Consider the following 14,324-nt stretch of genomic DNA (forward strand, 5'->3'; position numbering starts at 1 on the left):
GTAACTGCCACCCTCGGAATGCGCGAATTAGAGCGTTTTCATCAGCAAATGAAGGCACATTGCCATTTGTCGGCTGAACTGTATCGTGTAGGAGCGGCCTTGTGTCGCGAAAGGGCTGCGAAGCAGCCCCGGCAATTATTGCGCAAACGCCAAAATCCTGGGGCTGCTTTGCAGCCCTTTCGCGACACAAGGCCGCTCCTACAGGGGGCTCACTCTTGCTGGGCAAACGCCTGCTCGGCATCCCAGCCACCGCCCAGTGCAGCAATCAGCTGCACGCTGGCCACCAGGCGCCCTTGCAGCAGGGTCAGCGCGCTACGTTCGTTGCTTAGCGCGGTGGTCTGCACATTGACCACATCCAAGTAGCCGATCAGGCCGGCGCGGTACTGGTTCTCGGTCAGGCGCAACGACTCGCGTGCCGCTTCCAGCGCTTCCTGACGCACCACGGCTTCGTCCGCGTACACCTTCAACTGCACCAGGAAGTTCTCCACTTCCTTGAAGCCGTCGAGTACGGTCTGGCGGTACTGCGCCACAGTCTGGTCATACACCGCGCGGGTGCGGTCAACCTCGGCGCTACGTTTGCCGGCGTCGAACAAGGTCAGCGCCAGTTGCGGCCCCACCGACCAGTAGCGGTTGGGCAACTCGATCCAGTTGTTGAAGCTGCTGCTGGAATACCCGCCGCTCATGCTCAAGCTCAGGTCCGGGAAGTACGCGGCACGCGCCACACCGATATTGGCGTTGGCGGCCATCACGTTGCGCTCGGCCGAGGCGATGTCCGGGCGGCGCTCGAGCAGTTGCGACGGCAGCGTCACCGGAATCTGCGGCAGCGCCGGAATGCGCTTGCTGTCGGCCAGGGAAAACGCCGCCGGGGCCTTGCCCAGCAGCACGGCGATAGCGTTCTCGAATTGCGCACGCTGCCAGATCAGGTCGATCAGGTCGGCCTGGGTGGACTTCAGCTGGGTACGCGCCTGGGCCACGGCATCCGGGCCGGCGACGCCTGCACGGTACTGGTTTTCGTTCATCCGCAGCGAACGCTCGTAGGTCGCGACGGTCGCTTCGAGCAAGCGCTTCTGCTCGTCGATCACGCGCAGCTGCAGGTAGTTCTGCACAAGCTCCGACTGCTGGCTGAGGCGGATCGCTGCCAGGTCGGCGAAGCTGGCTTCGGCACTGGCTTGGTTAGCGTTCATGGTCTCGCGCAGTTTGCCCCACAGGTCGATTTCCCAGCTGACGCCGAGCTGCGCGTTGTAGGTGTCGCGGATACCGCTGCTGTTGTTGGACAGGCTCGAACTGGAACTGCCGGTACCTTGAGCCGAGCGGTTCTTGCTGGTGGTCAAGTCCAGGCTGGGGAACAGCGACGCCCGGCTACTGCGCACCAAGGCCTGGGCCTGGCGGTACTGGGCTTCCGATTGCGCCACGGTCTGGTTGCTGCGGTTGAGCTCCTCGACCAACGCATTCAACCCGGCATCGCCGTAGATCTCCCACCAGGCGCCACGGGCGATGGCATCGGACGGGTTGGCCTGGGTCCAGCCCTCGGCCTGCTTGTACTGCGCCGGGGTGCTCAGCGCCGGGCGATGGTAGTCCGGGCTCAGGGTACAAGCACTGAGCATGGCCACGCACAGCCCGGCAGCGGCCAGGCGTGAGCCCCGCCCACGGGACAGCAGCTGCAAGGCACGGTGAAGGGGGGTCTGGGCGAAGTTCATAGCGGCGTGTCCAGGGCGGCGTCGGTGCGTACACCGCGCCAATGGTTGAATCGGTGACGCAGGCGGTCCAGGTACAGGTACACCACCGGCGTCGTGTAAAGGGTCAGCAGCTGGCTGACGACGAGCCCGCCAATGATGGTCAGGCCCAGCGGCTGGCGCATCTCGGCACCCTCGGCACGGCTGATCAGCAGCGGCAAGGCACCCAGGATGGCAGCCAGGGTAGTCATCAGGATCGGCCGCAGGCGCAGCAGGCAGGCGCGTCGGATCGACTCCTCCGGGCTCAGGCCCTGGTGGCGCTCCAGTTGCAGGGCCAGGTCGATCATCAGGATGGCGTTCTTCTTCACCACGCCGATCAGCAGGAACAGGCCCAGCAACGAGATCAGGCTGAACTCGCCGCCGGTGGCGTACAGCGCGAGCAAGGCGCCGACACCTGCGGAGGGCAAGGTCGACAGGATGGTCAGCGGGTGGATGTAGCTTTCGTAGAGGATGCCCAGCACCAGGTACACCAGCACCAGGGCACCGAGGATCATGAACGGCTGCCCTTCCTGGGTCGCGGCAAACGCGCTGGCCGTGCCGCCAAGCTTGGCGATCACTTCCTCGGGCAAACCGAGCTTGGCCACTTCCCGCTCCACCGCGGCCATGGCCTGGTCGGGGCTGTAGCCTTCGGCAACGTCGAAGGCGATGTCTTCGGAGGCGAACTGGCCTTCGTGGCTGACCCGGTCGTTGGCCAGGCTGTTCTCGTAATGGGCGATGGTCGACAGCGGCACCCGCGCGCCGTCAGCGGTGATCACCTGCACCTGTTCGAGGGTGCTCGGGTCCCAGGCGTATTTCGGATTGATCTCCAGCACCACCTGATACTGGTTGAGGCTGTCGTAGATGGTCGAGATCTGCCGCTGGCTATAGGCGTTGTTCAGCACGGCGGTGACCATGTCCATGTCGATGCCCAGGCGCTTGGCCTGGTCACGGTCGACCACCAGGGTCACTTGCTGGGTACCGGAGCCGTCACGGGCGTCGATGGCCGTCAGCTCGGGCAGCGCGCGCAAGGCCGCCACCACCTTGGGGAACCACTGGCGCAGGGCTGCCAGGTCGCCGCTCTGCAAGGTGTACAGGTACTGCGAGGAGGTCTGGTCACGGCCACCGCCGCCCAGCTGCAGGTCCTGGTCGGCCATCAGGAACAGCCGCCCACCCGGCACTTTGGGCATGTCCTTGCGCAGGCGGTCGATGACCTTCTGCGCGTCTTCGCGGCGCTCGGCAATGGGCTTCAGGCGCACCAGCACGAAGGCGTTGTTGGTGCCACTGTTGCCGCCGATGAAACCGGCCACGCTTTCCACCGCCGGGTCGGCGAGCAAGGCGCGGCGGTAGATTTCCATCTTCGGCTGCATGACGCTGAACGACAGGCCGTCATCGCCACGGATGAAGCCTTGCAGCTGGCCGGTGTCCTGTTGCGGCATCAGGGTCTTGGGCACCACCACGTACAGGGCAATGTTCAGGCCGATGGTCGCCAGCAGGCTGATCAGCGTCAGGCGCCTGTGGCGCAGGGCCCAGCCAAGGCTGCGGTCGTAGGCACCGACCAGGCGCTGGTGCGCCTTGTCGCTCCAGCGCTGCAGGCGTGTCTGCTCGGCGCGGTGGGGCTTGAGCCAGCGCGCACAGAGCATCGGTGTGAGGGTCAGCGACACCACCAGCGAGACGATGATCGCCGCCGCCAGGGTGATCGAGAACTCCTGAAACAGGTTGCGCACGATGCCGCCCATGAACAGGATCGAGACGAACACCGCCACCAGCGAAACGTTCATCGACAGCAAGGTGAATCCGACTTCCTTGGCGCCGAGAAACGCCGCGCGCATGGGCGGCTGACCGTCCTCGATGTGCCGCGAGATGTTCTCCAGCACGACGATGGCATCGTCCACCACCAGGCCAGTGGCCAGGATCAGCGCCATCAGCGACAGGTTGTTGAGCGAGAAGCCACAGAGGTACATCACCGCGAAGGTGCCCACCAGCGACACCGGCACTGCCAGGCTGGGGATCAGCGATGCGCGCAGGCTGCCGAGGAACAGATAAACCACCAGGATCACCAGCACCACGGCGATCAGCAAGGTATGCTCTGCTTCCTTGAGGGTGGCCTTGATCACCGGTGAGCGGTCCATCGCCACGTTCAGTTGCACGCTGGCTGGCAGCAGCGACTGCAGGGCCGGCAGTTGCGCCTTGATCTGGTCGACGGTTTCGATGATGTTGGCGCCGGTCTGGCGGTTGACCACCAGCAGCACGGCGCTCTGGTCGTTGAAGAAGCCGCTGTTGTAACGGTTTTCGACGCCATCGGTGACGGTGGCCACGTCAGACAGGCGCAGGATGGTGCCGTTGGACTGGCGAATCACGATCGGCTCGTAGTCCTTGGCGGTTTCCAGCTGGTCGTTGGCCCGCACCTGCCAGTTGCGCTCGGCATCCTCGACAAAGCCCATGGGCCGGCGCTGGTTGGCGTTGGCCACCGCCGTGCGTACCTCGTCCAGCGACAGGCTGTACTGGTTGAGCAATTGCGGCTCCACGGCGATGCGCACCGCCGGCAGCGAACTGCCACCGATCTGCACTTCCCCTACTCCACTGACCTGGGCCAGGCTCTGCGACAGTATGGTGTCGGCCAGGTCATACAGCTGGCCCTTCTGCAGCACGCTGGAGGTCAGCGAGAGCACCATGATCGGCGCCTGCGACGGGTTGATCTTCTTGTAGGTGGGCATGCTGCGCATGCCACTGGGCAGCAGGTTGCGCGTGGCGTTGATCGCCGCCTGCACCTCGCGCGCGGCACCGTCGATGTCGCGGCCCATCTCGAAGCCGATGATCACCCGCGTCGAGCCCTGGTTCGAGCTGCTGGTCAGGGTGGTGACGCCGGCGATACTGCCGAGCTTGCGCTCCAGCGGCGTGGCCACGGTGGCGGCCATGACCTCGGGGCTGGCGCCGGACAGGTTGGCCTGCACCACGATCACCGGGAAGTCCATCTGCGGCAGCGGCGACACCGGCAGCAGCCCGAAGCTGACGCCGCCGAGCAACATGATCGCCAGGCTCAGCAGCATGGTCGCCACGGGCCGGCGGATGAAAGGACCGGACAGGTTCATGCCTCGGCCTGCTGCGCGTCAGCGGCCGGGCGCCAGCGGCGGGCCAGGCGGTCGAAGTACAGGTAGATGACCGGCGTGGTGAACAGTGTCAGTACCTGGCTGACCAGCAGGCCGCCCACCATCACCAGGCCCAATGGCTGACGCAGCTCGGCACCGGAGCCGGTGGCCAGCATCAGCGGCACGGCGCCGAACAGCGCGGCCAGGGTGGTCATCAGGATCGGCCGGAAGCGCAGCAGCGCCGCCTGGTAGATCGCATCATGCGGGCTCATGCCCTGGTTGCGCTCGGCCTCGAGGGCGAAGTCGATCATCATGATCGCGTTCTTCTTGACGATGCCGATCAACAGAATGATGCCGATGATGGCGATCATGCCCAGGTCGTTGCCACTGAGGATCAACGCCAGCAAGGCACCCACCGCTGCCGACGGCAAGGTCGAGAGGATGGTCACCGGGTGAACGTAGCTCTCGTAGAGCACGCCCAGCACGATATACATGGTCACCACGGCCGCCAGGATCAGCAGCAAAGTGCTCGACAGCGAGGCCTGGAAGGCTTCGGCGGCGCCCTGGAAGCGGGTCTGCACACCGAGCGGCATGCCGATGTCCTGCTGCACCTGCTCGATCACCTTGACCGCTTCGCCCAGCGATGCGCCATGGGCCAGGTTGAACGACAGGGTCACCGCCGGGAACTGGCCGATGTGCGAAATGGCCAGCTGCGCCTGGCGCTGCTCGATGCGCGCCAGCGCCGACAAGCGCACCTGGCCGCCATCGGTGGCCTTGACGTGAATCGACTCCAGCGCCGAAGGCCCGATGCTGGCCGCGTCCTGTGCCTGCAGCACCACGCGGTACTGGCTGGCCTGGGTGTAGATGGTCGAGATCTGGCGCTGGCCGAAGGCGTCGTACAGGGCGTTGGTGATCTGCGCCACGGTGATACCCAGGCGGCTGGCCATGTCACGGTCGATCACCAGGTACACCTGCAGGCCCTGGTCCTGCAGGTCGCTGGCAACGTCCTGCAGCTCCGGGCGTTGCTGCAGGGCCTGCACCAGCTTGCCGCTCCACTGCGCGAGCAGGTCGGCATCCGGCGAAGACAGGCTGAACTGGTACTGGGTACGGCTGACCCGGTCCTCGATGCTCAGGTCCTGCACCGGTTGCATGAACAGGCGGATACCCACCAGCTTGTCGAGTTGAGGCTGCAGGCGGCTGATCACCTCGCCAGCAGTGACATCACGCTCCCCATGGGGCTTGAGGTTGATCAGCAGGCGGCCGCTGTTGAGCGTGGCGTTGTCGCCGTCGACACCAATGTAGGACGACAGGCTCTGCACCGCCGGATCCTGCAGGATGATCTTGCTCAGCGCCTGCTGGCGCTCGCTCATGGCGGCGAACGAGGTTGACTGCGGGGCTTCGGAAATACCCTGGATCACCCCGGTGTCCTGCACCGGGAAGAAGCCCTTGGGCACCACCATGTACAGCAGCACGGTGAGTGCCAGGGTGGCCACGGCCACCAGCAAGGTCAGCGGCTGGTGCTTGAGCACCCACTGCAGACCACGTCCGTAGTGTTCGATCAGCCAGTCGATCCAGGCACCGCTGGCTCGGTAGAAACGGCCCTGCTCTTCCTCTTTGGGCTCACGCTTGAGCAGGCGCGCGCACATCATCGGGGTCAGGGTCAGCGACACCACCAGGGAAATCAGGATCGCCACCGCCAGGGTGATGGCGAATTCGCGGAACAACCGGCCAACCACGTCGGCCATGAACAGCAGCGGGATCAGTACGGCGATCAGCGAGAAGGTCAGCGAGACCAGGGTGAAGCCGATCTGCCTGGCGCCCTTGAGCGCCGCCTGCAGGGGTGTCTCGCCCTCCTCGATGTGGCGCGAGATGTTCTCGAGCATGACGATGGCGTCGTCGACCACGAAGCCGGTGGCGATGGTCAGGGCCATCAGCGTCAGGTTGTTGACCGAGAAGCCGGCAAGGTACATCACGCCGAAGGTACCGATCAGCGACAACGGTACGGCGATCGAGGGAATGAGGGTGGCGTTGAAGCGACGCAGGAACACGAAGGTGACCATCACCACCAGCACGATGGCGATCAGCAGTTCATGCTGCACGTCCTTGACCGCCGCGCGGATGGTCTGGGTACGGTCGGTGAGCACCGACACATCGAGACCGGCCGGCAGGTTATCGGTGATCGAGGGCAGCAGCTCCTTGATGCGGTCAACCACCTCGATGACGTTGGCACCCGGTTGGCGCTGGATGTTCAGCAGCACGGCCTGGTTCTGGTTGGCCCAGGCCGCCAGGCGCTCGTTCTCGGCGCCGTCGACGATCTCGGCGACATCGCGCAGGCGCAGCGGCGCGCCATTGTTGTAAGCGAGGATGAGGTTGGCGTACTCCTCGGGGGAACGCAGTTGGTCATTGGCGTCGAGCATCGACACCCGGGTCGGGCCGTCGAAGTTGCCCTTGGGCTGGTTGACGTTGGACGCACCGACCAGGGTACGCACGTCGTCGAGGTTGAGGCCGTTGGCGGCCAGCGCATCGACATTGACCTTGATCCGCACCGCCTGGCGCTGGCCGCCGGCGATGCTGACCATGCCCACACCGCTGATCTGCGCGAGCTTTTGCGCCACGCGGGTGTCGACCAGGTCGTTGAGCTTGGGTAGCGGCATGGTCTTGCTGGAAATAGCCAGGGTCAGCACCGGCGTGTCGGCCGGGTTGACCTTGTTGTACACCGGCGGTGCCGGCAGGTCGCTGGGCAGCAGGTTGCTGGCGGCGTTGATCGCGGCCTGCACCTGTTGCTCGGCAACGTCCATGTTCATGTCCAGGTTGAAGCGCAAGGTCAGCACCGAGGCGCCGCCAGAGCTGGTCGAAGCCATCTGTTCGAGGCCCGGCATCTGGCCGAACTGGCGTTCCAGCGGCGCGGTGACCGCGCTGGTCATGACCTGCGGGCTGGCGCCCGGGTACAGGGTCATGACCCGGATGGTCGGGTAGTCGACCTGGGGCAAGGCCGACACCGGCAGCAGCTTGTAGGCGATCAGGCCGGCCAGGACGATGGCCAGCATGCTCAGCGTGGTGGCGACCGGGCGGAGGATGAACAGGCGTGACAGGTTCATGCGCCCGCCTTGGCTGCCGCTTTGCCGGAAGACGTTTCATCGCTTTGGGCCGAACCCTTGGCCTCCTGGCCCTGCAGGTGCTGGCCCGGCGTGGTCGGTACTTGCGAGCTGTCGTCGACCACCTCGACCTTGGTGCCTTCGCGCAGGCGGTCGGTACCTTCCAGCACCAGGCGGTCGCCGGCCTTGAGCCCCTCCAGGATGACACTGTTCTCGCCATCGCTGGCGCCGACCTTGAGCTTGCGGATATTGACCGTGCTCTGCTCGTTGACCACGTAGGCGAAGGTGCCATCGTTGCCGAACTGCACGGCCGCTGCCGGGGCCATGACCACCTGCTTGAGGGTGTCGGCCAGCAGGCGCACGTTGACGAACTGGTTGGGGAACAGGGCCAGGTCCTTGTTCTCGAAGCGGCCCTTGAACTTCAGGGTGCCGGTGGTGGTGTCGATCTGGTTGTCGATACTGCCCAGCACCCCGGTCGACTGCAGTTTGCTGTCGCTACGGTCCCAGGCCTCGACCGGCAGGCTGGCGCCGCTGCGGTAACGCTCGAGCACGGTGCTCAGCTCGGTTTCCGGCAGGGTGAAGGCGACACTGATCGGCTCGGTCTGGGTGATCACCACCAGGGCGGTGGTGTCGTTGGCCGCCACCAGGTTGCCCAGGTCGAGCTGGCGCAGGCCCACGCGGCCGTTGATAGGCGCGCGGATCTGGGTGAAATCGAGGTTCAGGCGGGCATCGTTGACCTGCGCCTGGTTAGTCTTGACCAGCCCCTGGAACTGCGCGACCTGGGCTTCGGAGGTGTCGAGGGTCTGTTTGGCGATGCTGTCCTGGGCGAACAGGCCTTTATAGCGGGCCAGGTCGACCTGGGCGTTCTTCAGCTGCGCCTGGTTCTGCGCCAGGGTGCCTTCGGCCTGCTGCAGGGCGATACGGTACGGGCGCGGGTCGATTTCAGCGAGCAGGTCGCCGGCCTTGACCTGCTGGCCCTCCTTGAAGTGGATCTTCACCAGCTCACCCGCCACGCGGCTGCGCACATTCACCGTGTTGGTCGCGGTGACCGTGCCCAGGGCCTTGTAGTAGAGCGGGAAATCACCTACCCGCACTGGCTCGACGCGCACCGGCACCGGGTCGGTGGAGCCGCCGAACCCTGGCCGGCCGCCCATGCCTTTGCCACCGCGCCCCCCACTGGCCTCTTTGTGGGCAGGCGTTGCCGCAGGCCACAGCCACCAGGCCAGCAGGGCCACAAGCAGCAGGATCAGCAGGCCGACGAGCCAGCGACGAGGGGATCGGGATTTGGACACTTGCATGGGTTGAACGAACCTTGTTCGGAAATGGCGGCTTGGGAGGTTGAACGATAAGCACTGGCATCGTTATAGCAAAGGCTCTTTACCAGAGGTTTACCTTTGCCTTACGTTGCCAAAAGGTTGAACTTTAAACGAAAACGGCCCGGAAAAGGTTCCGGGCCGTTACAGGGTATTGCTTGGAGCTGTGCCGGGTGGAAGAGTTCCTTTACCTGTGCCGGCCCTTTCGCGGGCGCGCTCGCTCCCACAGGGGTATCACAGGTCTTTTAGTCTGCGCCGTACCTGTGGGAGCGGGCGCGCCCGCGAAAGGGCCGGCACAGGCATCCTCAACTCGCGCCACCCCAAGCAATCCTTACTTCAGCACAGCCAGGGCTGCATCGTAGTTCGGCTCTTCAGCGATTTCGCCAACCAGTTCGCTGTGCAGCACCTTGTCGTTCTCGTCCAGTACGACGACAGCACGGGCAGCCAAGCCGGCCAGCGGGCCGTCGGCGATGGCAACGCCGTAGTTTTCGAGGAACTCGCGGCCACGCAGGGTCGACAGGTTCTTCACGTTCTCCAGGCCTTCGGCACCGCAGAAGCGCGCCTGGGCGAACGGCAGGTCGGCCGAGATGCACAGGACCACGGTGTTGGCCACGTCGTTGGCCTGGGCGTTGAACTTGCGCACGGACGTGGCGCAGGTCGGGGTGTCGACGCTTGGGAAGATGTTCAGCACCTTGCGCTTGCCGGCGTAGTCCTTCAGCGACTTGTCAGCCAGGCCTTCACCGACCAGTGAGAAAGCCGGAGCCTGAGCGCCGGCCTGTGGCAGGTTGCCTTTGACCTGAACCGGGTTGCCTTTGAGGGTCACTTGAGCCATGTCGAAATCCTTATGCGGGGTTTGAAAAGGACACTGAGTTAAGCATGAAGGCGGTCGGGTGCCTATGGGTACATTGAAATTGTTCTATTGCCAGACAATTTCTGTGGACAAAAAAATGCCCGGATGGTGACAAACCCTCCGGGCATCCTCAGTTACAGGCAATCAGTCAGCTGATCAGGCCGTACACCACCGAGGTCAGCGCAACCACACCGATCACCACCACGAACACGTTCGACAACGCACCGCTGTACTTGCGCATCGACGGCACGCGGCGGATGGCGTACATCGGCATCAGGAACAGCAGCACGGCGAGGATCGGGCCGCCGAGCGATTCGATCATGCCGAGGATGCTCGGGTTGAGGGTGGCGACGATCCAGCAGACCACCAGCATCAGCGCGGCAACCACGCGGTCCAGGGTCTTGGCGCCTGGGCGTGCACCGGTCTTGGCGATGATGCCCTTCAGGCCTTCGCTGGCGCCGATGTAGTGGCCCAGGAACGACTTGGCGATGGCGACGAAGGCGATCAGCGGCGCGGCAAAGGCAATGGTCGGGTTGCTGAAGTGGTTGGCCAGGTACGACAGGATCGACAGGTTCTGCGCTTTGGCTTCGGCCAGCTGGGCACTGCTCAGGGTGAGCACGCAGCTGAAGACGAAGAACAGCACCATCACCACCATCAGCAGGTGGGCGCGGCGCAGGATCTGGCCGCTGCGCTCGTCGGCATGCTCGCCATAGCTGCGCTTCTGGTCGACGGCGAAGGCCGAGATGATTGGCGAATGGTTGAACGAGAACACCATCACCGGAATGGCCAGCCACAAGGTATGCAGGAAGGCCGAACTCGACGGCACCTGGGCGGCGCTGTCGAGGATGCCACCGGTCCAGTGCGGGACCAGGTACAGGCCCAGCAGCGCCACGGCAACGATGAACGGATAGACCAGCAGGCTCATGACCTTGACCGTGGCCTGCTCGCCACAGCGGACGATCGCCAGCAGGCCGAGGATCAGCACGAACGACAGGATGGCCCGTGGCGGTGGCGCCATGTGCAGCTGGTGCTCCATGAAGCTGCTGACGGTGTTGGTCAGCGCCACGCTATAGATAAGCAGGATCGGGAAGATCGCGAAGAAGTACAGCACGGTGATCAGCGCACCGGCCTTGATGCCGAAGTGCTCTTCGACCACTTGGGTGATGTCGCCGCCGCTGCGCCCGGACAATACGAAACGGGTCAGCGCGCGGTGGGAGAAGTAGGTCATCGGGAAGGCCAGCGCGGCCAGGATCAGCAACGGCCAGAAGCCGCCGAGGCCAGCGTTGATCGGCAGGAACAAGGTCCCCGCGCCGATGGCTGTGCCGAACAGGCCCAGCATCCAGGTGGTGTCGTTACGCGACCAGCTGCCGAGGGTGGCGGGGGTCGATTCTACGAAGCGTTGTTCAACGCTTGGGGCCTGCTCATTCATTCCGGGTGAAGCTCCACTCGCAAGACTGCAACAGGCTGAGAATGGCGAAATTGCGTTATCGCCCAACTCAACCGGGAAAGAGGGTCGCGATTGTGCACCGAAAGGTTGCACTTGCGAAGCCCTTTTCCGAGAAGCGGTTGCACTTGTCGTGACAAGGGTTGCACCGACGAGCTCGTCGGAATGAGATGACCGGTCCCATCTGCCGTAGCGCTCGTAACATTTAAAAGTTACACCTGACGCCTCAGTCGGTCAGCTAACCCGATGGCGTGTGCATCTCGCCGCGCTTTGAAAGCCTTGAGCCAACCATCAATTTTCTTCACATTTTTTTCGTGTGCGCGCTGGAATTCTCTATCATCCGCCTGCATTGGAATGTTCGGATCTCGAACACGTTGTAACTTCTGCACCCTCTTTACAACTTCCTCTTTCTGCTCGGGAAACACACCTCTCGAAATGAAATCGTAATCATTAGCAAGCGCCATGTAGTCGGATTTAGCCTTTTTCATAGACCGATACAGAAGCATCGCTTCGACTTCTTCCATGCGCGGAACACCATCCATACTGCCAAGATTTAACCTCTCCGTAGGTGTAGCATCAAATCTTTTCTTGAAGTTTGCAGTAAAATCTGCAATTTCGGCATACTCCCTCTCCTCGCCTACCCTGGATTTCATAAATCCCTGCACGGAATGGGATTTTTTTTTAACGATGAATTTTTTGACTTTGACAGTCAACACCGATTCCCAGCATTGCCCATCTGGATCAATTCGGTTGATCGGATCTCCGCCACAGTATCCATACGCATTCAGGCCACCTCGACCAAAGGGACTAAGGCTATCGGGTGACAAAAAACGCATCATCCTGGGGCTGTAGCTACGATAACCGTTACCCAGCAGATAGTGCGTGGACAGTGCGTCGAAGTAATACCCTGAAAAGCCGATGATACCTGCCGATTCAGCAGAAAATTCATGTGCGCCGTAGGCGCTGTAGCTAATTCCATGACCCCCTTCCGGCTCCTTCACCCCAAGAACTGAAGCCTGCTTATCTCCCCACGCCATGCGGGTAACAGCACTCCACTCTACAAGGACTTGCCTATCATGTCGAATGAGCTGCCGAACACTATGCTCTGACTTGAGGATGTGCACTCTTCCTGCGCAGTAAAATAGATACACTTTTCGCCCTTGCCTCTGAGTTCACTTACCACTGCGCCAGTATTGGCAGTTCGGCATCGGGGCTCAACTGGCAGAAATAACAGGTACTGTTGTTCGTGCAGACCTGTTCGAGGGCGGCGATATTTATCTATACGGGCAGGTGCAAAGGGGGAGCGCTTCATGTAGAAAAAGGGCCGCAATGCGGCCCGATACTGCTTTACTTCTGAACAGCAGCGAAGGCTTCGGCAACCCGTTGCAGGTTGGCCGGACGCAGGCCGGACATGCACACCCGGCCGCTGTCGATCAGGTACACGCCGAACTCGTCACGCAGGCGACGCACCTGCTCGACGCTGAAGCCGGTATAGCTGAACATGCCGCGCTGGCGCAGGAAGAACTGGAAGTCCTGGCCTGGCAGCAGCACCGCCAGGGCATCGACCAAGGCTTGGCGCATGTCGAGGATACGCTTGCGCATCACTTCCACTTCTGCCGCCCAGTTGGCGTTCAGTTCGGCATCGCCGAGCACGCCGGCCACCAGCTGGGCACCGAAGTTAGGCGGGCTGGAGTAGTTGCGACGCACGGTTGCCTTGAGCTGGCCAAGTACACTCTGGGTGGTGGCTTCGTCGTCGCAGACCACCGACAGGCCCCCTACCCGCTCGCCGTACAGCGAGAAGATCTTGGAGAACGAGTTGCTGACCAGGCACGGCACACCGGCACGGGCCATTTCGCGGATGGCGAAGGCGTCTTCCACCAGGCCTTCGCCGAAGCCCTGGTAGGCGATGTCGAGGAACGGGATCAGCTGACGCGCCTTGACCACTTCCACCACTTGTTGCCACTGGCCCTGCTCGAGGTCGGCGCCAGTGGGGTTGTGGCAGCACGGGTGCAGCAGCACCACGCTGTTGGCCGGCAGGCCTTGCAGGGTCTGCAGCATGCCATCGAAATCGACGCCACGGCTGGCCTGGTCGAAGTACGGGTAAGTGTGCACCTTGAACCCGGCGCCTTCGAAGATCGCGCGGTGGTTATCCCATGTCGGGTTGCTGACCCAGACTTCCGACTGCGGGAAGTAGCGCTTGAGGAAGTCGGCACCGACTTTCAGCGCACCGGAGCCTCCAACAGTCTGCACGGTGGCCACGCGTTTGCCGGTCACGGCCGGGTGGTCGGCACCGAACAGCAGCGCCTGGATGGCCTGGCGGTAGCTGGCCAGGCCTTCCATCGGCAGGTACAGCGAGGCTTCATGGGCCTGGCCTGCGATGCGCTTTTCTACGGCATCGACTGCTGCCAGCTGCGGCACCACGCCGGCCTCATCGTAATACAGGCCGATGCTCAGGTTGACCTTGTCGGCGCGCGGGTCGGCCTTGAAGGTTTCCATCAACGAGAGGATCGGGTCGCCGGCGTAGGCATCGACATGTTTGAACACAGCGTGCAGCTCCTTGGATCAGGACAGTTCGGAATGACTGCCCTGAGGATACCCGGAGTCGGGCCCAAGGAACATCACATAAGTGCAAGGTTGTCTATGCAACTTTGCACAGCTGGGGATTCGTGCTGGATTCTTCGCGGGTAACCCCCCACAGAGTCCGCACAGGTATCAAGGGCGGTGATAACCCTGTGGGAGATTCTATGGCAGGAGGCAATTTCTTTGAGGAGCCAGCCTCCCAGCGTTTTCCGTTGCCTTCAGGCGTGAAGCATCGCACTTGAAA

General features: G+C 63.1%; 8 protein-coding genes. All 8 read right to left on the bottom strand.

The window, feature by feature from the left end; genetic code table 11:
- Positions 1-209 precede the first annotated feature (209 nt).
- Complete coding sequence (locus tag ACIPW4_RS21675) at positions 210-1,697, bottom strand: efflux transporter outer membrane subunit (protein WP_400661354.1); 1,488 nt, start codon at positions 1,695-1,697, stop codon at positions 210-212.
- Positions 1,694-4,801, bottom strand: a complete 3,108-nt coding sequence (locus ACIPW4_RS21680; protein ID WP_400661355.1) for an efflux RND transporter permease subunit — start codon at positions 4,799-4,801, stop codon at positions 1,694-1,696. Before ACIPW4_RS21680 ends, ACIPW4_RS21675 begins: the two co-directional genes overlap by 4 nt.
- Positions 4,798-7,896: an MdtB/MuxB family multidrug efflux RND transporter permease subunit gene (locus ACIPW4_RS21685; protein WP_400661356.1), complete on the bottom strand. Its 3,099-nt coding sequence runs from the start codon at positions 7,894-7,896 to the stop codon at positions 4,798-4,800. Before ACIPW4_RS21685 ends, ACIPW4_RS21680 begins: the two co-directional genes overlap by 4 nt.
- On the bottom strand, positions 7,893-9,191 hold the full coding sequence (locus ACIPW4_RS21690; protein ID WP_400661357.1) for an MdtA/MuxA family multidrug efflux RND transporter periplasmic adaptor subunit: 1,299 nt from the start codon (positions 9,189-9,191) through the stop codon (positions 7,893-7,895). Before ACIPW4_RS21690 ends, ACIPW4_RS21685 begins: the two co-directional genes overlap by 4 nt.
- 346 nt (positions 9,192-9,537) lie before the next feature.
- Entirely contained in the window at positions 9,538-10,038 is a 501-nt protein-coding gene (gene tpx, locus ACIPW4_RS21695) for a thiol peroxidase (protein WP_400661358.1), read from the bottom strand.
- A 166-nt stretch (positions 10,039-10,204) separates the two neighbouring features.
- Complete coding sequence (locus ACIPW4_RS21700; protein WP_400661360.1) at positions 10,205-11,485, bottom strand: serine/threonine transporter; 1,281 nt, start codon at positions 11,483-11,485, stop codon at positions 10,205-10,207.
- 227 nt (positions 11,486-11,712) lie between these two features.
- Entirely contained in the window at positions 11,713-12,624 is a 912-nt protein-coding gene (locus tag ACIPW4_RS21705; RefSeq protein ID WP_400661361.1) for an RHS repeat-associated core domain-containing protein, read from the bottom strand.
- Between the two features lie 223 nt (positions 12,625-12,847).
- Positions 12,848-14,044 carry an aromatic amino acid transaminase gene (locus ACIPW4_RS21710; protein WP_400661362.1) on the bottom strand — a complete coding sequence of 399 codons (1,197 nt, stop codon included), beginning with the start codon at positions 14,042-14,044 and terminating at the stop codon, positions 12,848-12,850.
- Between the last annotated feature and the right edge of the window lie 280 nt (positions 14,045-14,324).

It is taken from the genome of Pseudomonas sp. NPDC089996 (genome assembly GCF_044748405.1).
Taxonomy (GTDB): domain Bacteria; phylum Pseudomonadota; class Gammaproteobacteria; order Pseudomonadales; family Pseudomonadaceae; genus Aquipseudomonas.

Coding starts and splice junctions, on each gene's coding strand:
- ACIPW4_RS21685 (WP_400661356.1), bottom strand. CDS start 7,896: ATGAACCTGTCACGCCTGTTCATCCTCCGCCCGGTCGCCACCACGCTG.
- ACIPW4_RS21700 (WP_400661360.1), bottom strand. CDS start 11,485: ATGAATGAGCAGGCCCCAAGCGTTGAACAACGCTTCGTAGAATCGACC.
- ACIPW4_RS21690 (WP_400661357.1), bottom strand. CDS start 9,191: ATGCAAGTGTCCAAATCCCGATCCCCTCGTCGCTGGCTCGTCGGCCTG.
- tpx (WP_400661358.1), bottom strand. CDS start 10,038: ATGGCTCAAGTGACCCTCAAAGGCAACCCGGTTCAGGTCAAAGGCAAC.
- ACIPW4_RS21680 (WP_400661355.1), bottom strand. CDS start 4,801: ATGAACCTGTCCGGTCCTTTCATCCGCCGGCCCGTGGCGACCATGCTG.
- ACIPW4_RS21675 (WP_400661354.1), bottom strand. CDS start 1,697: ATGAACTTCGCCCAGACCCCCCTTCACCGTGCCTTGCAGCTGCTGTCC.